Annotated in this window: 26 protein-coding genes and 1 other RNA gene; 14 read left to right on the top strand and 13 right to left on the bottom strand. The window is 58.3% G+C overall.

Annotated elements, in window-relative coordinates; genetic code table 11:
• Window positions 1-23 precede the first annotated feature (23 nt).
• Both ASN_RS05155 and ASN_RS05150 read left to right on the top strand, forming a co-directional pair.
• On the top strand, window positions 24-221 hold the full coding sequence (locus ASN_RS05155) for a hypothetical protein (protein ID WP_058987404.1): 198 nt from the start codon (window positions 24-26) through the stop codon (window positions 219-221).
• Window positions 222-425: 204 nt separating this feature from the next.
• The gene (locus tag ASN_RS05150) at window positions 426-1331 is read left to right on the top strand and encodes a LysR family transcriptional regulator (protein WP_045542610.1); all 906 of its coding nucleotides are present in this window, start codon (window positions 426-428) and stop codon (window positions 1329-1331) included.
• Between the two features lie 509 nt (window positions 1332-1840).
• Here the strand turns inward: ASN_RS05150 and ASN_RS05145 are convergent.
• The 3 genes from ASN_RS05145 to ASN_RS05135 all read right to left on the bottom strand — a co-directional run bounded on the left by ASN_RS05145 (window position 1841) and on the right by ASN_RS05135 (window position 4746).
• Window positions 1841-2797: a hypothetical protein gene (locus ASN_RS05145; RefSeq protein ID WP_006558896.1), complete on the bottom strand. Its 957-nt coding sequence runs from the start codon at window positions 2795-2797 to the stop codon at window positions 1841-1843.
• Window positions 2798-2869: 72 nt separating this feature from the next.
• Complete coding sequence (locus ASN_RS05140; protein WP_035380153.1) at window positions 2870-4153, bottom strand: AAA family ATPase; 1284 nt, start codon at window positions 4151-4153, stop codon at window positions 2870-2872.
• Entirely contained in the window at window positions 4150-4746 is a 597-nt protein-coding gene (locus ASN_RS05135) for a hypothetical protein (protein ID WP_058987403.1), read from the bottom strand. The genes ASN_RS05140 and ASN_RS05135 overlap by 4 nt, the downstream gene beginning before the upstream one ends.
• Before the next feature lie 226 nt (window positions 4747-4972).
• On the opposite strand from ASN_RS05135, the gene rimP reads away from it, so the two are divergent.
• From rimP to rbfA, 5 genes are read left to right on the top strand one after another with little or no spacing between them, the layout of a single operon-like run.
• The gene (gene rimP / locus ASN_RS05130) at window positions 4973-5560 is read left to right on the top strand and encodes a ribosome maturation factor RimP (RefSeq protein WP_006558900.1); all 588 of its coding nucleotides are present in this window, start codon (window positions 4973-4975) and stop codon (window positions 5558-5560) included.
• Window positions 5561-5590: 30 nt separating this feature from the next.
• Window positions 5591-7117, top strand: a complete 1527-nt coding sequence (nusA, locus tag ASN_RS05125) for a transcription termination factor NusA (protein WP_006558901.1) — start codon at window positions 5591-5593, stop codon at window positions 7115-7117.
• A 34-nt stretch (window positions 7118-7151) separates the two neighbouring features.
• Window positions 7152-7808, top strand: coding sequence for an RNA-binding protein (locus ASN_RS05120; RefSeq protein WP_006558902.1), 657 nt, complete (start codon window positions 7152-7154; stop codon window positions 7806-7808).
• Window positions 7805-10489 carry a translation initiation factor IF-2 gene (infB, locus tag ASN_RS05115; RefSeq protein ID WP_006558903.1) on the top strand — a complete coding sequence of 895 codons (2685 nt, stop codon included), beginning with the start codon at window positions 7805-7807 and terminating at the stop codon, window positions 10487-10489. Before ASN_RS05120 ends, infB begins: the two co-directional genes overlap by 4 nt.
• On the top strand, window positions 10486-10968 hold the full coding sequence (rbfA, locus tag ASN_RS05110) for a 30S ribosome-binding factor RbfA (RefSeq protein ID WP_035380149.1): 483 nt from the start codon (window positions 10486-10488) through the stop codon (window positions 10966-10968). The genes infB and rbfA overlap by 4 nt, the downstream gene beginning before the upstream one ends.
• Before the next feature lie 24 nt (window positions 10969-10992).
• On the opposite strand, the gene ASN_RS05105 is transcribed toward rbfA, so the two are convergent.
• Complete coding sequence (locus ASN_RS05105; RefSeq protein ID WP_006558905.1) at window positions 10993-11445, bottom strand: Lrp/AsnC family transcriptional regulator; 453 nt, start codon at window positions 11443-11445, stop codon at window positions 10993-10995.
• 138 nt (window positions 11446-11583) lie between these two features.
• On the opposite strand from ASN_RS05105, the gene alr reads away from it, so the two are divergent.
• The 3 genes from alr to ASN_RS05090 all read left to right on the top strand — a co-directional run bounded on the left by alr (window position 11584) and on the right by ASN_RS05090 (window position 15829).
• A complete protein-coding gene (gene alr / locus ASN_RS05100; protein WP_058987402.1) occupies window positions 11584-12717 on the top strand; it encodes an alanine racemase in 1134 nt (377 codons plus the stop codon).
• Window positions 12718-12758: 41 nt separating this feature from the next.
• Window positions 12759-14015 (top strand): D-amino acid dehydrogenase, encoded by a 1257-nt coding sequence (locus ASN_RS05095; protein WP_035380144.1) that lies wholly within the window; start codon window positions 12759-12761, stop codon window positions 14013-14015.
• 113 nt (window positions 14016-14128) lie between these two features.
• Window positions 14129-15829, top strand: a complete 1701-nt coding sequence (locus ASN_RS05090; RefSeq protein ID WP_231948386.1) for a glucoamylase family protein — start codon at window positions 14129-14131, stop codon at window positions 15827-15829.
• 132 nt (window positions 15830-15961) lie between these two features.
• On the opposite strand, the gene ASN_RS05085 is transcribed toward ASN_RS05090, so the two are convergent.
• The 5 genes from ASN_RS05085 to ASN_RS05070 all read right to left on the bottom strand — a co-directional run bounded on the left by ASN_RS05085 (window position 15962) and on the right by ASN_RS05070 (window position 19996).
• Complete coding sequence (locus ASN_RS05085; RefSeq protein WP_045542614.1) at window positions 15962-16354, bottom strand: VOC family protein; 393 nt, start codon at window positions 16352-16354, stop codon at window positions 15962-15964.
• Between the two features lie 58 nt (window positions 16355-16412).
• Window positions 16413-18071 (bottom strand): fumarate hydratase, encoded by a 1659-nt coding sequence (locus tag ASN_RS05080; RefSeq protein WP_058989136.1) that lies wholly within the window; start codon window positions 18069-18071, stop codon window positions 16413-16415.
• 43 nt (window positions 18072-18114) lie between these two features.
• Window positions 18115-18666 (bottom strand): SspB family protein, encoded by a 552-nt coding sequence (locus ASN_RS05075; protein ID WP_035380140.1) that lies wholly within the window; start codon window positions 18664-18666, stop codon window positions 18115-18117.
• Window positions 18667-18851: 185 nt separating this feature from the next.
• Window positions 18852-19185: a transfer-messenger RNA gene (gene ssrA / locus ASN_RS18550) on the bottom strand.
• 106 nt (window positions 19186-19291) lie between these two features.
• Complete coding sequence (locus tag ASN_RS05070) at window positions 19292-19996, bottom strand: HPP family protein (protein ID WP_197603335.1); 705 nt, start codon at window positions 19994-19996, stop codon at window positions 19292-19294.
• Between the two features lie 264 nt (window positions 19997-20260).
• Here ASN_RS05070 and thyX point away from each other — a divergent pair, with 264 nt between their 5' ends.
• The 3 genes from thyX to ASN_RS05055 all read left to right on the top strand — a co-directional run bounded on the left by thyX (window position 20261) and on the right by ASN_RS05055 (window position 21925).
• Window positions 20261-21169: an FAD-dependent thymidylate synthase gene (gene thyX, locus ASN_RS05065; RefSeq protein WP_006558914.1), complete on the top strand. Its 909-nt coding sequence runs from the start codon at window positions 20261-20263 to the stop codon at window positions 21167-21169.
• A 6-nt stretch (window positions 21170-21175) separates the two neighbouring features.
• Complete coding sequence (locus tag ASN_RS05060) at window positions 21176-21475, top strand: hypothetical protein (RefSeq protein WP_058987401.1); 300 nt, start codon at window positions 21176-21178, stop codon at window positions 21473-21475.
• Window positions 21476-21616: 141 nt separating this feature from the next.
• Complete coding sequence (locus ASN_RS05055; RefSeq protein ID WP_058987400.1) at window positions 21617-21925, top strand: AAA family ATPase; 309 nt, start codon at window positions 21617-21619, stop codon at window positions 21923-21925.
• Window positions 21926-22009: 84 nt separating this feature from the next.
• Here the strand turns inward: ASN_RS05055 and ASN_RS05050 are convergent, their stop codons facing one another.
• From ASN_RS05050 to ASN_RS05040, 3 genes are read right to left on the bottom strand one after another with little or no spacing between them, the layout of a single operon-like run.
• On the bottom strand, window positions 22010-22681 hold the full coding sequence (locus tag ASN_RS05050; RefSeq protein ID WP_006560422.1) for a methionine ABC transporter permease: 672 nt from the start codon (window positions 22679-22681) through the stop codon (window positions 22010-22012).
• On the bottom strand, window positions 22662-23651 hold the full coding sequence (locus ASN_RS05045; RefSeq protein ID WP_058987399.1) for a methionine ABC transporter ATP-binding protein: 990 nt from the start codon (window positions 23649-23651) through the stop codon (window positions 22662-22664). Before ASN_RS05045 ends, ASN_RS05050 begins: the two co-directional genes overlap by 20 nt.
• Window positions 23648-24460: a MetQ/NlpA family ABC transporter substrate-binding protein gene (locus ASN_RS05040; RefSeq protein ID WP_058987398.1), complete on the bottom strand. Its 813-nt coding sequence runs from the start codon at window positions 24458-24460 to the stop codon at window positions 23648-23650. Before ASN_RS05040 ends, ASN_RS05045 begins: the two co-directional genes overlap by 4 nt.
• Window positions 24461-24748: 288 nt before the next feature.
• Between ASN_RS05040 and ASN_RS05035 the strand changes: the two genes are divergently transcribed.
• Window positions 24749-25024 (top strand): hypothetical protein, encoded by a 276-nt coding sequence (locus ASN_RS05035; RefSeq protein WP_407922294.1) that lies wholly within the window; start codon window positions 24749-24751, stop codon window positions 25022-25024.
• A 54-nt stretch (window positions 25025-25078) separates the two neighbouring features.
• Here the strand turns inward: ASN_RS05035 and ASN_RS05030 are convergent, their stop codons facing one another.
• Window positions 25079-26212: an Mrp/NBP35 family ATP-binding protein gene (locus ASN_RS05030; protein WP_058987397.1), complete on the bottom strand. Its 1134-nt coding sequence runs from the start codon at window positions 26210-26212 to the stop codon at window positions 25079-25081.
• Window positions 26213-26372 lie beyond the last annotated feature (160 nt).

Genomic DNA, 26372 nt, shown 5'->3' with positions numbered 1-26372 from the left:
CGTGTGAGGCTGGCAAGGCAGTTGTGAGACTGACAGCAGGGCTTTCAGCTACCAAGACCAAGACCAAGACCAAGACCAAGGGCTCGGTGCTGGGGCCTGCGGGCGGCAAAAAACGGTGCATGTTGCTGTCAAAAATCCCGCCCGCCCGGCCTACCAGACTTGGCACCGGCCCTCTTGTGGGGCCGGAAGCAGCAAGGCGTTGGCACATCAAATGCGCCTGAGGCATGGCGGAAGAGTGCTCCCGTCAATTGTGTATAAAATAAGTATGAGTCAGATATAAATACGATAGTCGTATGATTACAGCTATACTCTAGCCGGGTCTGACGGTGGTCTGCGCGGTGCGGTGCCCGGAACCGTACCAAGCGGTCTGCTGAAAAGGCAGGGCAGGGCGTTTCAGCGTCTCAGCACATGTGTTCCGGAACCTGATGGACCTTCTTTCTGCTCTTCACAGCTTTGTCCGCGTGGCGGCCACAGGCTCTTTTTCGGCTGTCTCGCGTGAGACAGGTGTCAGTCAGCCCACTATTTCACGGCATATCGCCTTGCTGGAAGCGCATTACGGCACCACGCTGTTTGCCCGCACCACGCGCAGCCTGATGATGACAGAAGACGGCCGCAGCCTTCTGCCCCATGCCTATGAAGTTCTGGAAATTCTGGAAACGGCTGAAACCGTTCTGGGGCGACGGCGTGCATCTGTCTCCGGTTTGGTGCGGTTGGGGGTGACCACGGCGTTTGGCCTCTATCTGACCAGACGACTGGGGGAGTTGCTGGAGCGTCATCCTGATCTTTCAGTCGAGATCGTGATGCGCGACTCGTTTGGAGATCTGGTGGAAGAGGGGCTGGATCTGGCCGTCCGTGTAGGGGAAATTGCCGAAGGCTCCCTGATTGCCCGCAAGCTGGGCGTGGTGCGCAAATGGCTGGTTGTTTCTCCGGACTGCCTGAAACGGTGCGGCACCCCAGAACATCCGCGTGACCTGCCAGAATATCCTGCCATTGTTTACAACTATGGCGGTGGCCGGAATGACTGGCATTTTTACCGGGAAGAAGAAGAAAGCGTCATTGCTCCCTCAACGGTGTTCCGGGCCAACAGCAGTGAGGCCGTTTTCTATGCAGTTTCCGCCAGCATCGGCATTGGCCTGCTGCCAGAGTTCCTGGTGCGGGAAGCCGTAGAAGAGGGAAAACTGGTACGCCTGTTTGCAGATTGGAACATTCCTTCTCTGCCGTTCTACGCAGTGCATACAGGCCCGCGCACCCTGCCACTGCGGACGCGTACGGTGCTCGATTTCCTGATTGAGGTTTCCTCCGATGTCCTGAGGGAAACACCTAAATCCTGAAGAGAGAGTGCTTGAAAAATCTGGTGGGCTAATATGCCACGCCTTTTGTTGGTGCCGAAAAGCGTGGGTTTTTGTCCCACGTTCTTTCATCACTGGGGCGTCTTGTTTGTAGGCTTCAGACTCCAGCTTTCCTGCGTGACTAATCTCTCGCGGCTTAGATTTTCGGACTCTTCAAGCCGCGTCTCGGTCTCACAAAATCCTCGCCAGCTTTTGGCGCGCGAGCGTGAAGGTAGCAAAAGCGTCTTCTGACTGTCTGCTTGCGGAAGAGTGGGGCATTTTGTGTCCAACGACAGTGAGCGCGCTTTTGGTGCAAGGGCGTCGGACGGGCGGGAGATGATCTCTCCCGTTGCGGCATGTCTTCCGTGACGCAGAGGAGAGCAGACGCCAGAAGGCCGCTCCTCCCACCTCAGGGCCTCTCCTCTTCATGACCGAGGCTTTGATTTCGCGGGAAGAAACGTTCTTCCCGGTAACCTGCACTTGCATCAGGTCACACGGTAAGAACGCAGGTCTTAACCGTGGAAACCGGGGTCTGTGGCTGCGGCAGCGGGGAGTGGACCGCCTTCCAGGGTGCTGTTGTACCCTTTGCGCAGGTATGGCAGCCAGTTTTTCAGCCACGTATCGCTGCGTTTCACAAAATCCGCCACCATGGGGGAATTGTTCATGCCCGCGCGGGACCAGTCTTCCGGAGCACCCGGCACGGCACGTTGCCCGGCTTCCGCCGGGCTGAGCAGCGTGTGGATGGTCGCAAAATCGACTCCGGTGCCAGACTTGCTTTTCTCAATATGGGTCCATCCTGCATCCACCAGAATGGGGGGAAGGTCAAAGCCCATCATGCCAAGCCGCTGCAATGCGGGCGGAATGAACAGCGGGCTGCTTAGAAGGCCCTGCAAGGCCTGATTGGAAGTGAGGAACAAGTTGTTCACCACCCGTATGGGGGATGTCAGCCAGCATTCCGTGTGGGTGCCATCTTGCGGCAGGTCTCCAACCGTAAAGTTGAAGCCGCTATGGCACATGTCCTGCAACATCTGGGTATCAGAGGAGGGGAGGGATTGTGTGGTGGCCTGCGCGATGATGAAGCCCGTGACCACACCGCGTTCTGACCGCACGAAAATGGAGGTCAGAATCTCCCCATGCGAAACATCATCCTGATAGTTTAGAACAGGGTGCCATTTGCCAGCCGGGAGCGGAAGTTGACGCCCGGCAAAAGGGATCACGCCTTCAAACTGTGCATCCAGCGGGGGTTGGGAAACCATGCGGCGTCCTTCCCCTTCGGCATTGTTGGTCTGCGCCGCGGAGCTTCGGCCAAGCATGTGGCCAACCTTGTCCGTTACCGTCTGGTAGTAGGGCAGGCGGGCCGTCAGCCAGGGGGCGGGAAACAGCACGGAAAAAATGCCGCATGCACTGGTGGAAATCAGAACCGTGCGCCACAGGGGGGCACGTTGCCAAAGGCGGGTAAAAGCGGACATGCCGTAATGCTCGGTCCAGACGGTATCAGGTGTGAAAAAACTGGGGCCTACCCACCGGCAGGCCCCGTACGCTTATGGGGTCAGGCGAGCGTGCATGCTCTCACTGTTGTCACCGTTATTGTCGGCTATTTTGGCTGTCACGGTGCCGTCCTCATCGCGGGAGATGCGAATCATGGAGGCACCCTGCTGGCGCGCCACAATCAGCGACTCGCTGATCATGTCTTCAATGGAGCGCACAAGATCGCGGGCCGATGCGGCATCGCCCATACGGCTCTGGCGGCGCATCACATCCATCAGCAGGGACGCATCGATACCGCCGGTTTCCACCTTCAGGCCGTAGCTTTCGATCATGGTTTCGATTTCCAGTGCGGAAACGCGGGCAATATCCAGCCCCTTCAGCGCACGGAATACAAAGATACGGTCCAGACGGTTGAGCACTTCCGGGGCAAAACCAGCCTGACGCAGTGCTTCAACCGACTCGGCGCGCATCCGGTCCGGATCATCATGCAGGCGATCCGCAATTTCCGTAAGCGCATCGGTTGCGATGTTGGATGTCAGTACAAAAATGGCGCGAACGGTGGAAATCTGCTGCCCGGTGGAGGCCTCGGTAATATGACCATCATTCCACGCGGTCAGGAATTTCTTGAATACGTCCGGATGGGCTTTTTCAATTTCATCCAGAAGTACCACGGCATCGGGCTTTTCCTTCAGGCCGCCGGTCAACTTGCCGTAGGTATCAGAACCCACATACCCTTTGGGGGAGCCAAAAAGCTGGGTGGCTGCGTGCGGGCTGCTCATCTGCGTCATGTCAAAATGCAGCAGAGGGCGCTCAAGCTGGCGGGCCATCTGTTTGGCAAGATAGGTTTTACCGGTGCCGGGTGGGCCTGCCAGCAGGAAGATACCAACCGGCTTGCCGCGAACCTGCAGGGCCAGCCTGCGGCGCAACTGTACGGCAATATCTTCACATACCTGATCCTGGCCAATCACGCGGGCGCGCAGGTTGGCGGCCAGTTCCTCGGCATCAATTGTTGTTTCCCGCTGTTCCCGCGCCAGCATTTCTTCAAGCGCGTTGCGGTTGGTCAGTCTGGCAAGAACGTCCATCATCCACCCCCGTCGGCGTAATAAGCCTTTGCGTGCAAGCCGCTCGGCGCGTGTTTCGAACAGCAGCCCGCCTATGGTCAACAAGCCGCTGACTGCGGCAATTATGGGCCATGCCGGTGCACACCATTCCATGAAATGGGTGAGCGAGGCCAGTGAAAGGTGCAGACTGATGGCCATCTGGATGCTGGCCAGCACCAGAAAAATCACCATCATCAGCGGCATCAGCCGGTTAAGGGCTGGTAGCAGGCCTTTCATTGGGCAATCACCGTCAGGCCAAGAGAGTCACCCTGATGCATAACAGGCAGAACCTGTGGGCCGAACATGGTTATCACGCCGCTTCCTATTCCTACTATGCCCGGATCAGACACGGGAAGGATATCAACATTTCCGGCAACCGTAATGGGGAGAATCAATACGGTGGGGTTTGTTTGCAGGGCAACGGTACGGTGCATGGTGCCTGATATGACAGACACAGTGCCCCCCGTGCCTGTGGCATCAAAAATGGGCATGGCAACCAGACGCAGATCGCGCCGCTTCACGCCTGCCAGAATGTCAGCCTGTTCTTTTTCAGAATAACCGGAGGAGGCAAGGGCTTCGGCTGCCTTGTCGGGGGCAATCAGGGAAAGCTGAATGCCCGTGCGCTGCTGTGATGCATCCGCACTCTGGTTATCTCCGCTTCCTGCTGCTGCCGGAGTGGTGGAGGTGTTGTTGCCCGAGCCCATGAAATGGACCCCGGCACCGGCCAGCAGGGTGCAGGTTGCCAGAGCGACAAGCACGGTGCGGAAATGGGAGGGTTTCTCCTCTTTCTCCGGCTGCGCTTTATACACGGGGTCAGGCAGATCGTTCATGAAATGTAATCAGACATATCCGGGTGGGAGTGTGCAAGTTCTGAAAACGCAGGAAAGCCCCGAAAAGAGCCCCGCACGACTAATTTCTTTTTTATGGGGGGTGGGAAAAGAAGGGCAACAGGGGTTTCAACTCTTGCAGCATGGTCTGGTATCCCCTACATGAAACATCATCCTTTCATTTTATCAGAATTTTGGGGGGTGGCCTTGACGGGCCGCCTTTTTTGCATTGGACGCTGATCTGCCCATCCATTCCGGCCTGGAAGCCCGCCTTGTCGCCCTTGTGGCGCCAACGCTGGATGATCTTGGCTATGAGATTGTTCGCGTGGCGGTGCTGGGGCGTGAAAGCCCGACAGTGCAGATCATGGCGGACCGCAAGGATGGCTCGCTCATCAATGTGGAAGATTGTGAGCGCATCAGCCATGCCGTGGGCGCTGTGCTGGATGTGGAAGATCCTATTCCCGGTGCCTGGACGCTTGAAGTGTCCTCCGCCGGAATTGATCGTCCGTTGACGCGCGCCAAGGACTGGAACCGCTTCACCGGCCATCAGGCCAAGGTGGAAGTTCTGGTTCCGGTTGATGGTCGGCGCCGGTTTTCCGGTGTTGTCCTGGGGGCGGATGCAGAAACCGGCCGACTCCGGCTGGATGATGGAACTGAGGCCCGTTTGCCGCTGGCGGAAATCCGCCGGGCAAAACTGGTATTGACGGATGCCCTGATTGAGGCGAGTGCGCAGATGGCGCGCCCTGCCGATGATGAGGGCGAGAATGAAAAGAGCAAGGCCGGGGAAGAAAAACCGGCCGGGCGCAAGTTACACTGATCACGTCGCCTGCTTTGGAGAGCTGAGAGTATGGATACCTCTGTTTCCCGTCCTGAACTGCTGCTGGTTGCAGATGCTGTTTCGCGCGAGAAGGGAATCGAACGCGAAGAAGTGCTGGAAGCCATGGAGCAGGCTATCCAGAAGGCCGGACGTGCCAAATACGGGCATGAGAAAGATATCCGCGCGACCATTGATCGCCGGACGGGTGAAGTGCGTCTCTCCCGCTGGACGGAAGTTGTCGAGCAGGTAGAGAACGAGGAAACCCAGATTCCGCTGGCCATTGCCCGCAAGTTCCAGCCGGAAATCAAGGCTGGCGAATATCTGGTTGATCCGCTGCCGCCTATCGATTTTGGCCGCATTGCTGCCCAGACCGCCAAGCAGGTGATTGTCCAGCGCGTGCGGGAATATGAGCGCAAGCGCCAGTATAACGAATTCAAGGACCGCGTAGGCGAGATCGTCAACGGCACTGTCAAACGGACCGAATACGGCAACCTGATGGTGGAAATCGGCTCTGCCGAGGCGCTGCTGCGCCGGGATGAGCTGATTCCGCGTGAAACCTTCCGCAACTCCGACCGCGTGCGCGCCTACATCTATGATGTGCGTGATGAACCCCGTGGCCCGCAGATCTTCCTCTCCCGCACGCATCCGGCCTTCCTGGCCAAGCTGTTCGCGCAGGAAGTGCCTGAAATCTATGATGGTATCATTGAGATCAAGGCTGTGGCGCGTGACCCGGGTTCCCGTGCGAAAATGGCCGTGATCTCCCGTGATGCGTCCATTGATCCGGTTGGCGCCTGCGTGGGTATGCGTGGGTCTCGCGTGCAGGCGGTTGTGGCCGAACTGCAGGGCGAAAAGATTGATATCATTCCGTGGAGCCCGCAGGCCGCGACCTTTGTGGTGAACGCACTGGCCCCGGCTGAAGTCTCCAAAGTGGTGATGGATGAAGAAGCGGGCCGCGTTGAAGTGGTGGTGCCGGACGAGCAGCTTTCGCTGGCCATTGGCCGCCGTGGGCAGAACGTGCGTCTGGCCAGCCAGTTGACACGTTGGGATATTGATATCCTGACCGAAGCAGAAGAATCCGAACGCCGCCAGGAAGAATTCCGTCGCCGCACCAACCTGTTTGTTGAAGCGCTGGATGTTGATGATGTGATTGCCGGTCTTCTGGTGACGGAAGGCTTCCATACCATTGAAGAACTGGCCTATGCCGACCCGGATGAACTGATTGGCATTGAAGGTTTTGACGAATCGGTGGTAAGTGAACTGGTGCAGCGCGCCGAAGCCTATCTGGTGAAACAGGAAGAAAACCTGGATACCAAGCGGCGCGAGCTCGGTGTGTCTGATGACATTGCCGATATGGGCGTGTTTACCAACCAGATGCTTGTGACACTGGGTGAAAAGGGTGTAAAAACTCTGGACGACCTTGCTGATCTGGCTGGTGATGAGCTTGTCGAAATTCTCGGTACTGATGCTATTGAGGAAGATGCTGCCAATGAAATCATCATGGCAGCGCGTGCTCACTGGTTTGACGAGGAAGACGGCAAAAGCGCCGAGCAGGAGTAAGAACGGGTCTGGCTGCTGAAAAGCCTGACAAACAATGAGTGGTGATTTTTTGCCCGAAGCGGATGAAGACGAAAAAGGCCCCCTGCGGCGCTGTGCGGTAACACGGCAGCAGGAAAAACCAGCCTTGATGTTGCGTTTTGTGGTATCACCCTCATCTGTTGTTGTGCCTGACCTGGACGCGCGACTGCCCGGACGGGGAATATGGTTGAGCGCCCAGCGGGATGTGATAGAACAGGCCCGCAAGCGCGGCGTGTTCGCGCGGGCGGCACGGCGGCAGGTAACGGTGCCCGAAGATCTGGCTGTTCAGGTTGAGGCCGGTCTGCGTCGGCGCATGGTGGAACTTCTGGGGCTGGCCCGGCGTGCCGGGCAGTCTACCAGTGGTTTCATGAAGGTGCGGGAGTGGGTGATGCGGCGTGAGGCCGCAGTGATCATTCATGCATCTGATGGAAGCAGGGATGAACTGGATCGGCTCCTGTCGGGTGCCAGGAACTTACCTGTGATTGAGGCGCTTTCGGCTGAAGACCTTGCAAGGGTTTTCGGGCGTGAGCGGGTTGTAAACGCAGCATTGGCGCACGGAGGTCTTGCCTCCCGTCTGTGTTGTGAGAATGAGCGTTTTTCGGGGGTTGCCCAAGGCGGCTCCCGGGTTCGCCGGACCTTTCCGGCGGATGGGTGTGAACAGGCGGGTCAATGAGCGAAGGCAAGGATCAGGATCAGGGTAAGGGACGTTTGTCCCTTCGGCCGGCGGGTCGTTCGGAAGTCGGACGGACGGTTGATGCCGGGTCCGTGCGGCAGAGTTTCAGCCATGGCCGCTCCAAGGTCGTGCAGGTTGAGGTGCGCAAGAAGCGTGGCCCCGGCGCTGCAGGCGGAGCTGGTGGTCGTGGTGCGGGCGGTCGTGCAGGAGGTGGCCGTACCCTGACGGCTGCCGAGCTGGCAATGCGCCAGCGCGTGTTGCAGGAACAGAAGAAAGCGGCTGAAGAAGCCGAACGGCGTGAGGCTGAACGGCGCGAGCAGGAAAAGATCCAGATTCTTTCCGCCGCTGAAGAAGCCCGCCGTCGTGAAGAAGATGAAAAGCGTGCCGCTGAAGAAGAAGCTGTAGCCAAGGCTGAAGCTGAGGAAGCGGAACGCAAGGCACGTATCGACTCCATCAAGCCGATTGAAGCCAAAGGGCCGGTGGTTTCTGCTGTGCCCATTCCGGGTGAAGTCACGTTGGCTCCGCCTGTTGGGCGCCTGAAACCTCTGGCTGAGCGGGCTATCATGCCGGCCAAGCCGCTCAAGCCTGCTGCTCCGCGTCCGCAGGCAGCGCCAGCCGCTGCGGCTGATGGTGCTGCGGCTGCTGCCCAGACCCTGCGTCTGCGTGGTCGTGGTGCGGAAGGGGATGATGATCAGCCCCGCCGTGGCAGCCCTGCACGTCGTCCGGGTGGCAGTGCGCCTCCGCGCAAGAGCCCCGGTGGTGCCCGTAAGGGTGACAGTGGTCGCCGCGCAGGCCGGATTGATATTCAGGCCGCGATTGAAGGGGATGACGACAAGACGCGTTCACTCGCTTCTGTGCGTCGTCAGCGTGAACGTGAACGCCGTCAGGCCGAACTGGAACGTCTTCGTGCCGATCAGGTCCGGGTGGTGCGCGATGTTGTGCTGCCTGAAACCATCACGGTTCAGGAACTGGCCAACCGTATGGCCGCCCGTCAGGGTGAAGTGATCAAGGCGCTGATGAAAAACGGCGTCATGGCAACGGTGACCCAGACCATTGATGCCGATACGGCTGAACTGATCGTTGAAGAATTCGGCCACCGTGTGCGCCGTGTATCTGAAAGCGACGTTGAGCTGGGCATTGAAGGCATTGAGGACGCACCGGAAGATCTGCAGCCGCGTCCGCCAGTTGTGACCATCATGGGCCATGTTGACCATGGTAAGACCTCTCTGCTGGATGCCCTGCGCACCACAGACGTTGCGGCAGGTGAAGCCGGGGGCATTACCCAGCATATCGGTGCCTATCAGGTGACGCTGGCATCCGGTGCCAAGATCACGTTCCTGGATACGCCCGGACATGAGGCGTTTACCGCCATGCGTGCCCGTGGTGCCTCCATTACGGACGTGGTGGTGCTGGTTGTGGCGGCTGACGATGGTGTGATGCCTCAGACCATTGAGGCCATCAAACACGCCAAGGCAGCCAATGCGCCGATCATTGTGGCCATCAACAAGATCGACAAGCCCGGTGCCAACCCTGACCGCGTGCGTCAGGAACTGCTGAGCCACGAGATTGTTGTGGAATCCATGAGCGGTGACGTGCAGGACGTTGAAGTCTCTGCGCTGAAGCGTGAAGGACTGGACAAGCTGGAAGAAGCCATTCTTCTGCAGGCCGAAATTCTGGACCTGAAAGCCAATCCGAACCGGACGGCAGAAGGTGCGGTGATCGAAAGCCGTCTGGACCGTGGCCGTGGTTCCGTGGCGTCCGTGCTGGTGCAGAAGGGCACCCTGCATAAGGGTGACATTGTTGTCGCTGGTGCGGAATGGGGTCGTGTGCGTGCGCTGGTTGATGACCGTGGCCGTCAGGTTGCGGATGCGACGCCGTCCATGCCGGTTGAAATTCTGGGCCTGACAGGCGTTCCTTCTGCAGGTGCTCCGTTTGTTGTGGTCGAGAACGAAAACCGCGCCCGCGAAATTTCTGAATTCCGTCAGCGTAAGCTGAAGGAACATCAGGTTGCAGGTCAGGTTGCGGCTCGCGGCACGTTGGACCAGATGCTGGCCCGTATTCAGGCGGGTGAGCAGAAGGAAGTGGCGGTTCTCATCAAGGCGGACGTTCAGGGATCTGCCGAGGCCATCCAGACCACAGTGCTCAAGCTGGCTCATGAAGAAGTTGCAGTGCGCGTGCTCAACGCAACGGTGGGGCAGATCACGGAAAGTGATGTGCAGTTCGCCAAGGCGTCTGATGCCGTTATCATTGCCTTTAACGTGCGTGCCACAGCGCAGGCCCGTACCCTCGCCCAGCGCGAAGGTGTGGAAATTCGCTACTACTCCATCATCTATCAGGTAGCTGATGATGTGGAGCAGCTGGTGCGTGGCAAGATTGCGCCCAAGCATCGCGAAAAGTTCCTTGGGTATGCCGAAATCCGCAAGGTTTTCGAAATTACCAAAGTGGGCAAAGTGGCTGGCTGTTACGTTACGGAAGGCGTTGTCAAACGCGGCTGTGGCGTGCGTCTGCTGCGTGATGGTGTGGTTATCCATGAAGGTGACCTCAGCCAGCTCAAGCGCTTCAAGGACGATGTCAAGGAAGTGGCCCGTGGTTATGAGTGCGGTCTCTCCTTTGCTGGATACAATGACCTGCGCGAAGGCGATGTGGTCGAATGTTTTGAAAGTGAGTTGGTGCCTGCATGAGCCGTCGGAACGGATCAGACAGGCCTGGAATGAAAGGACCGGCGGGGTATCTCGCCGGTCTTTCTCCTTTAGGGCCGTCTCAGCGCCAGTTACGGGTGGGCGAAGAAGTTCGTCGTGTGCTGGCTGAACTTTTTGCGCGGACCACTTTTCGTGATCCTGATCTGGCAGATGCCACGGTTACGGTAACGGAAGTGCGTCTTTCTCCGGATTTCAAACATGCCACCGTATTTGTGGCGCGTCTGGGCCGGAGCGATATTGATGCGCTGCTGCCTGCGCTCAAGCGGGTAGCCCCATGGTTGCGTACCCAGATGTCGCATAAGCTGCGGCTGCGTGTAGCGCCGGAATTGCATTTCCAGCCAGATACAACGCTGGATTACGCCATGCATATGGATAGTCTGCTGAAATCTCCAGATGTAAAGCGTGATCTGGATGAAGAAGACGAACCGGACGCAGACAAGAAAGACGATTCGGAGAACTGAGAAAGGCCACCTTTTGGGGCTTTCCTAGTTCTTCCATGTCTGCACAACGGGGCGGATAGCAAAATTGCTTTGAATCCGCACAACACCCGGCATGCGGGATAGTTCTTCTTTATGGATGCGTTCGTAATCTGACATATCCTGCGCTTCCACGCGCAGTAGATAGTCCGCATCACCTGTCATCAGGTAACATTCCTTTACATCGGGGCAATCCCGCACACGGCTTTCAAAGCGGCGCAGGCAGTCTTCTGTCTGGCGCTCCAGTGTGATCTGTACAATCACCGTCGCCATGGTGCGTGTGGCATTGCGATCAATAATGGCGCGATAGCCCTGAATAATTCCGTTTTTTTCCAGAAGTTTAACCCGGCGCAGGCACGCTGAAGGCGAAAGACCCACGCGCTGGGCCAGATCCGCATTGCTCAGCCGTCCATCATGTTGCAGGTGGCGCAGAATGGCGTCTGTCATGCGGTCGAAGATCATGTATCTACTTCCTGTCTATTGCCGCATGTTATGCGATAAAAATCATCTTTGTGAGAATTTTATGCGACAAAACGGCAAGATATGCCACACACTCTTTGCTAAAATTGTCATATCGAAACAGTGTGGAGTTCTGGCACCATGTCTTCCTGTTCTCTTCCGCGTGCTGACTGGGCTGCTACCCGGGCAGGTGCCGTGTTGACGGTGGATCTGGGAGCCATAGTGGACAATTATCGCCAGCTTGTTCAGCGCACTGCCGGTGCGGTGTGTGCTGCGGTGGTCAAAGCGGATGCCTATGGGCTTGGTGCGGCGCATGTGGCGCCTGCTTTGCAAAAGGCTGGCGCAAAAGAGTTTTTTGTTGCGCATGTGGATGAAGGGCTGGCTCTGAGACCCTCCCTTTCGTCACACGCGCGGATTACAGTTCTGCACGGGGCCCGGCCGGACGCTTTGGCGGAATGTGTGGAAAGCGGGCTGCGGCCTGTGCTCAACAGCATGGAACAGATTGCGCAGTTACGCGCACTGGCTGAGCGGAAGGGCAAGGCGCTTGATGCTGTCTTGCAGTTGGACACAGGCATGTCCCGTTTCGGGCTTTCTGCAAGCGATGTTCATCAGCTTTTTGAAAACCCTGCTCTGCTGAGAGGGATATCTCTCAGCCTGATCATGAGCCATCTTGCCTGTGCGGATACGCCGGAGAACCCGGCTAATGCCCAGCAGTTGGAGCGGTTGAAACAGTATGCCGCCCTGTTGCCTCCGGCACCGCTCAGCCTCGCGGCGTCATCCGGTATTTTTCTGGGTGCTGCGTATCATCAGGATCTGGTGCGCCCCGGTGCAGCACTTTATGGCGTGGCCCCCAATGCCTCTGGCCCCAACCCTCTGAAGCAGGTGGTGCGTTTGCAGGCGCGTGTGCTGCAAACCCGCACGCTCTCAAAAGGAGACAGGGTGGGATACGGGCTGACATGGCAGGCCGAGGGGCCATGCCGGGTGGCGACCCTTGCCACAGGCTATGCGGATGGTTTTGCCCGTCAGGGCGCCAGCACGGGCTGTGCGTGGTTCAAGGGGGAGAAATTGCCCATTCTGGGCCGGATTTCCATGGATTCCATGACGGTGGATGTCTCTGCCATTCCCGAGGCGGAGCTGGCGGCTGATGCACTGGTGGATCTGCTGAACGCACAATATGGCGTGGATGATGTTGCCGCTGCGGAAGGGACCATCGGCTATGAGGTTCTAACGTCTCTGGGGCGGCGGTATCACCGCGTTTACCAGAATCACGCGTGAAAACATCTGATATTTTCTGAACACATTAAGGGCGACGCATTATGAAAGTTCTTGTTCTGGGCGGTGGCGTGGTTGGGGTGACCTCCGCATGGTATCTGGCGCAGGCTGGGCATGAAGTAACCGTTGTGGACCGTCAGCCTGAAGCCGGGATGGAAACCAGCTTTGCCAATGCAGGCCAGGTGTCGCCCGGTTATTCTGCCCCGTGGGCCGGGCCGGGTGTGCCGTTTAAATCCATACGCTGGCTTATGATGGCGCATCGTCCGTTTGTGTTCTGGCCGCTGCCGGACCCGCATTTGTGGAAATGGCTGTGGCAGATGCTGGAAAACTGCACCACCCCTGCGTATGACCGGAACAAGGGCCGTATGGTGCGGCTGGCAGAATACAGCCGGGATGTGCTGGGAGACCTGCGCAAGGAAACCGGCATTACCTATGATGACCGGCAACAGGGCACCTTGCAGGTGTTCCGCACCCAGAAGCAGCTTGATGGCGCGGCACTGGATATTGCAGTGCTCAAACAATACCAGGTGCCTTATGAGGTGCTGGACCGTGATGCCTGTGTGAAGGCTGAACCCGGCCTTGCCGATGCCGCGCACAAAATTGTGGGTGGTCTGCGTCTGCCGGGTGATGAAACGGGCGATGCGTTCAAGTTCACGCAGACACTGGCCAGCATGGCTGCAAAAGCGGGCGTAACCTTTCTGTACAACACCAAGATCAAGCAGATTCTGGCAGATGGCGGGCGCATTACTGGTGTGGAAACCAGTGGCGGCGTGCTGACGGCCGATTCCTATGTGTTGTCTCTGGGCAGTTTCTCGCCGGGAGTGGTGCGTCCGCTTGGGCTCGATCTACCCATCTATCCGGTGAAGGGGTATTCTCTGACGGCTGCCATTACGGATGCAGCCCGTGCGCCGGTTTCCACCATCATGGATGAAACGTTCAAGATCGGCATTACCCGTCTGGGAGACCGCGTGCGGGTGGGGGGCACGGCAGAACTGGCAGGGTTCAGCCGCCGCCTGCGTGCACCGCGCCGGGAGACACTGGAACATTCCGTGACGGACCTGTTTGCCAACTGCTGTGATGTGCCGGGCGCCACGTTCTGGACCGGCCTGCGGCCCATGACGCCGGACGGCACACCCATTATTGGCCGCACAGGATATGAAAACCTGTTCCTGAACACGGGGCATGGCACGTTAGGCTGGACCATGGCCTGTGGTTCCGGCCGGGTTCTGGCCGATATCATGTCTGGAAAGAAGCCTGATATAGCTTATGAAGATCTGAACGTCTTCCGTTACGGTCAGTAAAATTCGCTCCGCCTTCTTTTGGGAGGGCGGCGTTTCTATCGTTTCTTTAACAAAACTTTAAAGTCTCTTATTCGCATATCGTGGTTTTTTCAAAACTGTGTCCTGTTACTGTCATGGCAGTGACATGGATATGCCTGTTTTGGGTGGTTCCTTACCTGCATCTGCCGGAAAAGCGTGGTGTTCCGGCATTGGGAAATAAGGGGTGGGCTACAGTCGATATGGTGGATAAGCGGTTTTCAGGGCAGGGTTCTCTGCGCCGGAAAAGGCGGCAGGGTGCGCGTCCGGGTGTTGGTTTTCGGGTTGTTCTTTCTCTTGGCGTCGGGCTTTTTGCGGCTGCCGGTGGGGGGCTGGCCCCTACCGTGACGCACGCTGCCGAGGCCAGTATTTCTTCTCCGGCTGTTTCCCAAAAGACTGTTTCAACGGCAGCAGCTCCGTTCAAGCCCAATGCGGCAGATCAGGCGCTGCTGGAAGATCTGGAACACCGCACCTTCCAATGGTTCTGGGAGTCCGGAGACCCGCAGACCGGGCTGGTGCCTGACCGTTATCCGTCTGATCAGACACAGGCCAGCGTGGCGTCCATCGGGTTTGGGCTTACGGCTTACGGCATTGGCGCGGAACGTGGCTATATTACGCGGGCTCAGGCCATTACGCGTACGTTGAATACCCTGCGTTATCTTTCTCGCCTGCCGCAGAACGCCAGTGCGGACGATGCCTCTGGCTACCACGGATTTTTCTATCATTTTCTGGATCATAAAACCGGCCTGCGCTTCAACAAGGATATCGAGCTGTCCAGTATTGATACCGCGTTGCTGATGCAGGGTGTGCTGTTTACAGAAAGCTATTACACGCAGGATACGCCGCAGGAGCGTGAAATCCGCACATTGGCCAACAAGCTTTTCCAGAACGTGGATTGGCCGTGGATGCGCAGGCCCGATCAGCGCCTGAGCATGGGGTGGTCGCCGGAGCATCAGTTCCTGCCCAATTATTGGGAAGGCTACAGTGAAGGCATGATGGCCTATGTGCTGGCGCTGGGGTCTGTCACGCACCCGTTGCAGCCGGCATCATGGCAGGCGTGGCTGGCCACCAATGACAAACGCTGGGGGGAATATAGCGGGCAGACGCTGCTGAATTTCGCACCGCTTTTCGGGCACCAGTACACCCATTCCTGGATTGATTTCCGGGGCATTCAGGATGACTGGAACCGTGAAAAAGGCATCGATTATTTTGAAAACAGCCGTCGTGCAGCCTATGCGCAGCGGTCCTACGCCATGGCCAACCCCGGCAAGTGGCAGGATTACGGGCCGGATGTATGGGGGCTGACAGCAAGTGACGGCCCCGGTGAAGTGACGGAAACCGTCAACGGGCAGACGCGCCACTTCTTCTCCTATTCCGCACGAGGGGCCGGGCTGGATTACACGCAGGATGATGGCACCATTGCCCCCACGGCGGCGGGTGGGTCCGTTGCCTTTGCGCCGGAAATTGCGGTGCCTGCCCTGCGGGAAATGAAGAAGCGATATGGCAGCCACATTTATGGCCGCTACGGCTTTGTGGATGCGTTCAACCCCAGCTACCACAAGGGCAATACGCCTTTCTGGTCTGACACCGCTTATCTGGGCATTGATCAGGGGCCCATTCTGCTGATGCTGGAAAACCGCCGCAGTGGGTTTGTGTGGAACGTGATGAAAAGCAATCCGGTTATTCGGCAGGGATTGCTGCGTGCCGGATTCCGGGGCGGCTGGCTTGGCACGTCTTCTGCGTCTGACACCTCACCGGCCGAGCAGAAAAGTGCCGTGCGGACCAATCAGGCCGGGTAAGACATTTGGCCTAATGCGAGGCAGAGGACGAGACAGGGCAGGGGGCTACCCCTGCGTTGCTTCCTCAGAAGCGTTTACTGTCTCTCATATAAAAAGCGCCGTTCAGATCAGACTGAACGGCGCTTTTTTTGATCAGCCCTGATAGGAGGCAATTTCAATCAGGTTCTGGTCCGGATCATGACAATAAACGGATGTGATCGGCCCAAGCGCCCCCAGGCGCGCCACGGGGCCTTCCACAATGCTCACGCCACATTTTTCCAGATGTTCGACCACATCGTCACTGGTGACGGCGGTGACAAAGCACAGGTCATTCCCTCCCGGCAGCGCGTGGACGGCGGTTTCCCATCCGTCGGTGCCCTGTGGGCGCAGGTTGAGCTTCTGGCCACCAAAACGCAGGGCCGTGCGGTTGTTGCGCCCGTATTCCTCCCGCTCCATCCCTAATACCCGCTGGTACCAGGATGCTGAAATTTCGAGGTCTCTTACAGTCAGGACAGCATGGTCCATCCGGTCAACGGTAAAGCGCATGAAACGGCACGGCTCCTCTGGCTGGCCCGCCTTCCCGTAAGGCGGGCGGCTGAATGGCTCAGCTTAACTCAGCGTAGAAGTCATTGCCCTTATCGTCGATAACAATAAACGCCGGGAAGTCCTCGACCTCAATTTTCCACACAGCTTCCATGCCCAGTTCGGGATACTCAAGCACTTCCACCTTGCGGATGCAGTCCTGCGCCAGCCGGGCTGCGGGGCCACCAACGGAGCCCAGATAGAAGCCGCCATATTTCTGGCAGGCGTCCTTCACGGCTTTGGAGCGGTTGCCCTTGGCCAGCATGACAAAGGAGCCGCCATTGGCCTGAAGCTCCGCCACATACGAATCCATGCGCCCGGCCGTTGTCGGGCCAAAGGAGCCAGTAGCCATGCCAGTGGGTGTTTTGGCAGGGCCTGCGTAATAAACGGGGTGGTCTTTCAGGTATTGCGGCAGACCTTCACCCCGGTCCAGCCGTTCCTTGAACTTGGCGTGGGCAATATCGCGCGCCACAACCACGGTGCCGGTCAGTGCCAGACGGGTTTTGACAGGATATTGCGAGAGTTCCTTGCGGATCTCATCCATGGGGCGGTTGAGGTTGATCTTGATGGCATCTCCACCCAGATGCTCGTCCGTTGTTTCGGGCAGGAAGCGGGCAGGGTCATGCTCAAGCTGTTCCAGAAAAAAGCCATCAGCCGTAATGCGGGCCTTGATCTGGCGGTCAGCAGAGCAGGAAACGCCCATGCCAACCGGCAGGGAGGCCCCATGGCGCGGTAGGCGGATCACCCGCACATCGTGGCAGAAATACTTGCCGCCAAACTGCGCGCCAATGCCCAGCTTGCGGGTAAGGCCCAGAATTTTCTGTTCCATCTCCACATCACGGAAGGCGTGGCCGGTGGGGCTGCCGCTGGTGGGCAGGCTGTCATACCAGTGGGTGGAAGCCAGTTTGACGGTTTTCAGCGTCTGCTCGGCAGACATGCCGCCAATCACGATAGCCAGATGGTAAGGCGGGCAGGCGGAGGTGCCCAGCGTTTTGATCTTGGTGTCCAGCCAGTCCAGCAGCTTCTGTTCAGACCCCAGCAGGGCGCGGGTTTCCTGAAACAGGAAGGTCTTGTTGGCGGAGCCGCCGCCCTTGGCCACAAACATCAGATCAAACTGTTCATCATGATGCGTGGCGGGGCTGGCGAAGATATCGCACTGCACGGGCAGGTTGGTGCCAGTGTTCTTTTCTTCGAACATGGACAGAGGCGCCATCTGTGAATAGCGCAGATTGGTGCGGGTGTAAGTTTCATACACCCCCTTGGAGAACGCGACTTCCTCATCGCCCTCAACCCACACACGCTGGCCTTTCTTGCCGAAGACAATGGCGGTGCCGGTATCCTGACACATGGGCAGCACACCCCCTGCGGCAATGCAGGCGTTCTTCAGCAGATCAAGCGCCACAAAGCGGTCATTGTCCGAGGCTTCGGGGTCTTTGAGGATGCTGGAGAGCTGTTCCAGATGTTTGGGCCGCAGGTAGTGGGCCACTTCATGGAACGCCTGCGCCGTGAATTCTGTCAGCGCTTCGGGTGTGATGTGCAGAACGGTCTTGCCACCACAGTGAGAGGTGCTGACACCCCCCTTGATATCCACCTTGCGATAGGTGGTGGTGTCTTCCCCCAACGGAAAGATGGGGGAGTAAGCAAAGGTAGGCACAGGCGGGCGGGGGGGCTGGCTATTCATGGTGTGCGTGATCTCCGTGGCCTTGGCCCCTCTGCCGGGGCCATCAGGCGGGTGATGGCCCTTTCTTGCGAAAAGCGTCAAGGCTCACCACCTGCGGAGATGAATCACTTTCTGCTGTTCCGCTGGCTTCCTGCTGGTCCGCGGCGTTTGCATCCACCACGGGCGTGTCCGTGGTTTCGGCTTCATCCGGTTCTTCTGCCATGAAATGCAGGCTGAGATGGATGGAAGGATCAGCAAAGCCGGTAAAGGCGCGCACGGGAATGACCAGCGTGCTGCCAATGCCGCCAAAGGACAGACCGACAGACACAATGCCTGCCGGGCGATCTACCTTCAGGTCCCAGAACTGGTGTTGCAGCACTATGGTCATCTCATGCGGATACTGGGCGCGGAGACGGGCCGGAATGTCCACGCCGGGGAAGTCAGTCCGGAAAGTCAGATAGAAATGGTGCTCGCCTGCAAGCCCTTCACGGCTCACATATTCGAGCGCACTCAACATCACACCCCGGTAGGCGTCTTCCAGCCAGCGTTCATAAGGCAGCAGGCTTTCAGGGGGAAAAGCGCCGTTTTCCGGTGTGTTATCGTGGTCATCAGTCATGGCGGCTCTCCTGTTCTGCGCCGGTATGGGGGCTCCGGCGTCCTTTTGATCACTCTGCCGTCAGCCATGCGGGAAAGGTGTGGCGAGCGCAAGGCAGTGGCGCATGATTCTCTGCCACGGCAGGCAGCCATGCAAAATGCAAAACGCCTGAGAGCGTAAAAATAAACAGCGATGAGGAGAAAAAAAGTGGGAGGGCTTCTGTTGCCCGGTGCCCTCCCGAACCGCGCTTATCGCTTATGCAGCAACAGCGAGCACCTCTGAGTTATCGTTGGCACTTGTAAGTTTAGCCCGATAACGGTGGTACAATGCCGGGCAAAAGGAAGGTCTTTACCACGCGTGTCGAGCCTGTTTCGTCCCCATCTGTCCATGCCCGTAAAGGCCGGATTTTTATGGTGGAGACGCCGGGTACTGCCCCCGGGTCCACTACGCTTATTCCACGTTCCGTTTATCGCCATAGCCAAGGGGCAAGCCCCTCCTGCACTGCTGAACATAAGGAGCACATGGGCTTTTTGCAAGAGGCACGCTGCGGGCGGTGTGATGCCAGCGGTGTGCCTGGGTCTGGTGGAGGACTCGGGCCGCGCCTGCGGGTGGCCGTGTGGCCCCTGCGGTATGACGGTGGAGCGGGTTATTGCGCGGCGGCAGCAGGCCGGGGCGGCGGTGCCTGCCGTTGGTGTGCGTGGCTTTCGGCCAGAACCAGCAGGCGTTCCAGATCGTCCACCTCAATATCAAATGCTTCGTCTGTTTTGCTCAGGGCCGCCAGAATATCCTCCCGCTGCACGCCTGTTTTCTGGGGCGGGGCAGGAAGAGCCTGATGAGGATAGGTGTGTCCTGTCAGGTGGTGAAAGGCGACCCCCACCCCCACGAGCAAAACTGAGTTCAGGCCAACCGGAACAATGGGAAACAGGAAGGCGGCCCCAAGCCCGGCAGAAGAGGGATGCATGAGCACGGAGGTAAGCGCCGCCGCGCCGCCGGGTGGGTGGAGGGTGCGGGTCAGACTCATGACCAGAATAGCAAGCCCCACGGCCAGCCCTGCCGCTGGCATGGGGTTACTGACCACCAGACTGACCAGCACCCCCACCATGGCGGAGATCATGTTTCCGCCGATCACGGCCCGTGGGGAGGCCAGTGGGCTGGCAGGCAAGGCGAACACCAGAACGGAGGACGCCCCTATGGGCGCAACAAGAGCGGGCAGGGAGGCCGGGGTGACGCATCCTGTCACCAGCATGCTGGTCAGGATTCCGCACACGCCTCCAAGTCCGATCAACACGGGTGAGGGCTTTGGCCGGATCAGAGTCATGCCGGAGGGCAGAAAAGAGACATGTTTCTTCATGGAGGAGAGATCTGCCGGAAGGGCGGAGAGAAGTTGAAGAGTTTTTTGTAACGGTTTCAAAATTACTTTCTGGGGGCAGGATTTTTTCTGACACGTCTGCTCAGGTGTGTCCAATGAAGAGTGCTGAAATACGGGCTGGTGGCGGGGAAAAGGCCGCTCACCTCGCGGGGCTGACGTGCTTGACGGAGGGCGTATGAAGGGATTGGGTTCAGTTTCCCGCTTCTGTAGTGTATGCGATGCCTCCAAACAGTTCCGGGGAACAGCATGTCACTGACCGATGCCCAGCGGGCGGAAATCGCCGCGCACGCCAAAGAAACCACCCCCACTCGCCGGCCAACCGTGCCCGCGCTGGAGGCCATGCTGTATGAACCGCAGGAGGTTCTGGACCACGGATTCCTGCGTGTGATTGATTACATGGGGGACGATTCCGCCATTGTGCAGGCAGCACGCGTTTCCTACGGCCGGGGCACCCGCAAGGTTTCTGAAGATGCCGGGTTGATCCGTTACCTGATGCGGCACCGCCATTCCTCACCGTTTGAGATGTGTGAGATCAAGTTTCACGTCAAACTGCCCATCTTCATTGCCCGGCAGTGGATTCGCCACCGTATGGCCAGCGTGAACGAATATTCTGCCCGCTATTCCATTCTGGACAGTGAGTTCTATTTGCCCGCGCCTGAACACATGGCGGCGCAGAGCGAAATCAACCGGCAGGGCCGTGGGGCCGTGCTGGAAGGCGAGGCCGCGGCGGAGGTGCTGGATATTCTGCGCAATGACGCCATGCGCACCTACAGCAATTATGAAAAAATGCTGAATACGGACGAAGGCTACGGTCTGGCGCGTGAATTGGCCCGTATCAACCTGACGCTGAACACCTACACGCAATGGTACTGGAAGATTGATCTGCATAACCTGATGCACTTCCTTGCCCTGCGGCTTGACCCGCACGCGCAGTACGAAATCCGCGCCTATGCGGAAGTGATGCTGAAGGTGCTGCATGCGTGGGTGCCCCAGACTGCTACCGCCTTTGAAGAGTATCGGCGTGGCGCGGTGACATTCTCCGCCAGCATGATGAAGGTGGTGCGCCGGATGCTGGCTGGTGAAAGCGTGGAGCGCGAAGGCTCCGGCCTGAGCAAGCGCGAGTGGGATGAAATGATGGCCAGCCTGAAAGGCTGAGAACAAATGGGGCAGGGTGTGCAGCAGAACAATAAGCCGGTTGCCCCAGTGCCTTCTTCTGTGCCGGACTCTGATATGGACGCCGTGTTTCTGGAGGGGCTGGAAAGACAGCAGGGCGAGCATCTGCCTGCCCCCCCCTCCAGCTTCCGTCTGCCGCGTTTTACGCCGTTTGTGGTGGCGGCTGTTGTGCTGGTCGGTATCTGGCTGGCGCTGTTTCTTACGGCTCCCAAAAACACAAAGCCTCAACATCTGCATATTTGCGAGACCGGAGGGCCGGAAAGCCACAAAGCCCTCTGCCTGCATTAAAGGGCAGTCCCAAAAGGCATGCAGATTAGTCTGCGCTTCCTTCATTTACGTCTGAAAGCATAATCTTCTTAAAGAAGAACCCGGATTTTATCCTATTTTGGCGGCGTGCCTGGATCACAGCGCTCTCATGGTGAGGGCTATATGGCGCTGTTTCGCAACAGGCTTTCTGGCGGGGGTGTCTATCTGTTTGATGAACCTGAGGCAGCGCTTTCCCCGGTGCTTCAGATCGAATGTCTCCAAAGCGTGCGGGAAGCGGAAAAACGGGGGGACGCGCAGTTTGTTATCGCGACCCATTCCCCTTTTGTCATGGCCTATCCGGGCGCAACCCTGCTGCATTTGACGCCTTTCGGCTTAATGAAGCGTCCTTTTCAGCAGACAGAACATTTTCAGGTTCTTAGTGAATGTTACAAGGCCCCTGAAGACTTCATGAATACAATTTTCGACGAATGAAAGGGGATAAATATTTTCTGAAAAATTGTTTTCTTGTAACTGTCTTTCGTAAATATGGATTTGCAGTGTTCCTGCCAGGTGGTGTTACGCCGCGTGCGTGGCAGCCCCATGCCGCAGGCGGCGGGAGAGCAGATTGCCTACGCCCTGTAGCCCCGTTACCAGCACAATCAGCACAGCCACCACCCCCAGCATGACAGGTGTATTGAAGCGTTGGTACCCGTAGCGGATGGCCAGATCTCCCAACCCACCAGCGCCGATAACACCCGCCATGGCGGAAGCGCCAACCAGCGTGACCAGTGTGACGGTAAAACCGGAGATCAGACTGGGCAGGCTTTCGGGCAGCAGCACATAGCGCACCACCATCCAGCGGGTGCCCCCCATGGCGCGCACGGCGTCTACCAGTCCGGGGTCCACTTCGCGCAGCGAGACCTCGGCAATGCGGGCAAAATAGGGAATGGCCGCAATGGAGAGCGGCACAATGGCCGCCGTGGTGCCCAGTGCTGTGCCCGCAATCAGCCGCGTTACGGGAATAAGCAGCACCAGCAGAATAATGAACGGCACAGCCCGCACGGCGTCAATCATCAATCCAAGAATGCGGGCCAGCAACGGCATGCGGCAGAGGCCGGAGGGGCCTGTCAGCACCATAAGCACAGCCAGCGGCAGGCCACCTGCCACGGCAATCAGACCAGAAGCCAGCACCATTTCCAGCGTCTGGCCTGTAGCCTGTAGCAGAAGCTCAAGAATCAGCCGGGACATACCCTATCACCTCCACGGACTGGCTCGCATTTTTCAGAAAAGTCAGGCTTTCTTCAGATGGGTTGGCAATCTGCACAAGCACGTCCAGTTCGGGCACGCTCTGGTGTGCGTGAAGCCGCGTGGCCAGAACCGTGGCGTTGGTCTGGTGCTGGTGGGCGAGTTGGGCAAGCAACTGGCTCACCAGATCCTGTGTGCTCAGGCCAAGCCTCAGCACCGTCTGGGCGTTGGGCGTGTGAATGGTGGAAAAACCTGCTGGCAGGGCGGGTTCGGATGTCGGTTCGGCGGCGTCCAGAATATCCGCTGGTGTGCCTCGGGCGACAATGCGGCCTTTATCCAGCACCAGCACATGGTGGGCCAGTTGCCGAACCACATCCATTTCATGCGTGATGAACACAATGGTCAGGCCCAGCGTGCGGTTGATATCCGCCAGCAGCGCCAGAATGGAGGCTGTTGTCTCCGGGTCCAGCGCGGAGGTCGCTTCATCACACAGCAACAGGCTGGGGTTGGCTGCTAAGGCACGGGCAATGCCAACACGCTGCTTCTGCCCGCCGGAGAGCAAGGCCGGATATTTGCGGGCGTGATCAGCCAGCCCAACCAGTTCCAGCAGTTCGGCCACGCGGCGGGTACGCTGTTCCTTGGCGACACCAGCAATTTCAAGCGGCAACGCCACATTGGCGGCCACCGTGCGGGCATTGAGAAGGTTGAAGTGCTGAAACACCACGCCAATCCGGCGGCGCAGTGTCACCAGACGGTCTTCGGGCAGGGTGGCGAGGTCTTCGCCCTCAAGCAGGATACGGCCGGACTGGGGGCGCTCCAGCCCGTTCAGGCACCGCAGCAGGGTGGATTTGCCAGCACCTGACCGCCCGATAATGCCGACACTATCCCCTTTGGAAACGGAAAAGCTGATGTCCTGCAAGGCTGTTTGCGAACCAAAGGCGCGGCTGACATGCTCGACCTGAAGGAGTGTCATGACCACGCCGGAACAATGGCTCCATGATACACATCCAGCAGGGCTTGCCGCACATTGGGCTGCTGATAGGCCGCAACCAGCGGTGCAACCCATGGCGTGGTATGGTCAGCCTCGTTCACGGCAATGAAGCACACGTAAGGGTTGTTTTGCAGGGATTCCTGCCCAATACGCTGCTTTTCAACATCAATACCGGCTTTTCTGGCCCATTCCGTGTTGACCACCGCCGCATCCAGATCAGGCAGGGCGCGGCCCACCACACCAGCATCCAGCTCCCGAATGGTGATGTTGCGGGGGTTTTCCGTAATATCCAGTGCCGTGGGTGTCAGGCCCGCGCTGTCTGACACCTTGATCAGCCCCAGCGTTTGCAGCAGCTTGAGGGCGCGGCCCTCATTACTGGGGTCATTCGGCACGCCAATGGTGGCGTTTTTGGGCAGGTCGGCCACGGATTTCCAACGGGTGGCATACAGCCCGATGGGGGCAAAATAGGTATTGCCCACCGGCACGATATGGAAATTGCTGGCGCTGTTCTGCGCTGCCAGAAACGGGCCATGCTGGAAGGCATTGGCATCCAGTTCGTGCTCGAACAGGGCTTCATTCGGGCCGTTATAATCGGAAAACGTGGTGATCTTGAGGATCAGGCCCGCTTTGGCCGCGTTTTCCGTCACAATGCGCCAGATATCCTCATCCTCACCAGACATGATGCCAACGCGCAGGGTCTGGGGTGCGGCGGCATATGCGGCACGGCCCAGAAAAGGCGCACTGCCCAACAGGGCCAGAGCAGACCGGCGGGAAAGAGCGGAAAAAGACATAATGTGCCGCACCTGAAAGCTGAGAGACGAGGAAGGAATATAACAGAAAGGGATGATTGAATGGAATATAAGTACGATGTCAAGTGTGCTTAGATGATTGGTAAATTATAATACGAAACAAAAACGGAATTTGAGTGTGTCTGCTCTTGTTTGCATCTGTCACATATTTGCCATGAGGGGCTGCATGCGCAACCGGCGCTGGACTTTCTCACTTAATCTGAGATGTCATGGTGGGTGTTCCTGCCATGACAGGAGCCGAGAGTATTTCGGACGTGAGGAATTAAAGGAGTGCCTAATTTGAAACGGTCTGTTTTTCAGAAAATGTGTCTGGTGCTTTCCGCTACGGCTCTGGTGGGGGTGATGACGCCTGCCCATGCCGAAAGTGAGCGGGAGAAACAGACAGCCGCATGCAAGGGCGATGCGATCAAGCTGTGCGGTCTTTACATTCCCAATGAAAATAAGATTACGGCCTGCATGGAAAAGAAAAAGGACAAGCTGAGCCCCAAATGCCGCGCGTTCTTTGATAAAGGGACCGCCAAGAAAAAGCCTGCGAGCAAAAAATAACGTGCCGGGCTGCCTGAGGAGGATCTGAAGCGGCAGCCAGACAGTATCAGCCAATCATGCAGATGTGGCGGCGGCTTGACGGTGCAGCGCCTGTGCTGTGGTGCGGGCAATGCGACGGAAGGCCTGAGCGGCTTCGCTCTCCGGTGCGCTGGCGACAATGGGAGCGCCTTCATCGCCACTGGCGCGGATGGCGGCCAGCAGCGGCACTTCGCCCAGAAATGGCACACCCATGGTTTCGGCTTCCTTCCGGGCCCCGCCATGGCCGAACAGTTCCGTATTGTGCCCGCAATTGGGGCAGCAGAAATAGGACATGTTCTCAACCAGCCCCAGAACGGGCACCTTCATTTTCTCGAACATGCTCACGCCGCGCCGGGCGTCAATCAGGGCAATATCCTGCGGGGTGGAGACAATAACGGCCCCGGCCAGCGGCACCTTCTGCATCAGGGAAAGCTGGGCATCCCCCGTGCCGGGTGGCATGTCCACCACCAGAACATCCAGTGTGCCCCAGTCCACATCTGTCAGAAACTGGGTGATGGCCCCCATCACCATGGGGCCACGCCAGATCATGGCCTGCTTTTCTTCCACCAGCATACCGATGGACACCGCGCGGATTCCCCAGACCGGAATAGGCTGAAGGCGACCATTGATCACTTCCGGCTTGCCCGCCGCACCCAGCATGCGGTGCAGGGAGGGGCCATGAATATCCGCATCCATCAGCCCCACGCTCAGCCCTTCCTGCGCCAGCCCTACGGCCAGATTGGTGGCGGTGGTGGATTTGCCAACACCACCCTTGCCAGAAGCCACGGCAATAACGGCTTTGACACCGGGCAGCACGGGTGCGTTCGGTTCTGGCGGGGTACCGCCAAAAGGCCGGTGGCCGCCTGCCGCTGCGCCGCGGGGGGCTGCGGGCTTGGGCGGGGCAGCGGGACGATGCGCGGTCAGGATAACCGTGGCGTCCTGCACGCCGGGCAGCGTTTTCAGGCGTGTGGCGGCTTCATCACACAAAGGGGCAAGGTGCTGGGCTTGCTCGCGGTCAACGGCAAGTGCCACGGACAGCTTGCCCTGCTCCAGCCGGAACCCCTCAAATTTTCCAACGGCCAGCAGGGAATGGCCAGTCTGCGGGCTGCACACCGAATCCAGAACCCGGGCGATGTCATCATGATGAGGCGAGGAGGGAGTCTGTGCCAATGGTTTTGTCCTGATCTGCAACAAGAAGCGGTGCGTGCCGTGTTGGCAACAGCAACGCGCAGGGTCCGTCAAGGGGATAAAGTGGCTTTGGCGCTTTGTTCTGCAAGGCAGAACGCGTAAAGAAGGCAGGAAGAAAGGCCACCTGACCATACTGGCTTTA

Origin of the sequence: Acetobacter senegalensis, from assembly GCF_001499615.1 — a bacterium.
In the GTDB taxonomy this organism is placed as follows: domain Bacteria; phylum Pseudomonadota; class Alphaproteobacteria; order Acetobacterales; family Acetobacteraceae; genus Acetobacter; species Acetobacter senegalensis.
The sequence above is the reverse complement of the archived record's forward strand: the minus strand, read 5'-3'. Positions and strand labels throughout refer to the sequence as shown.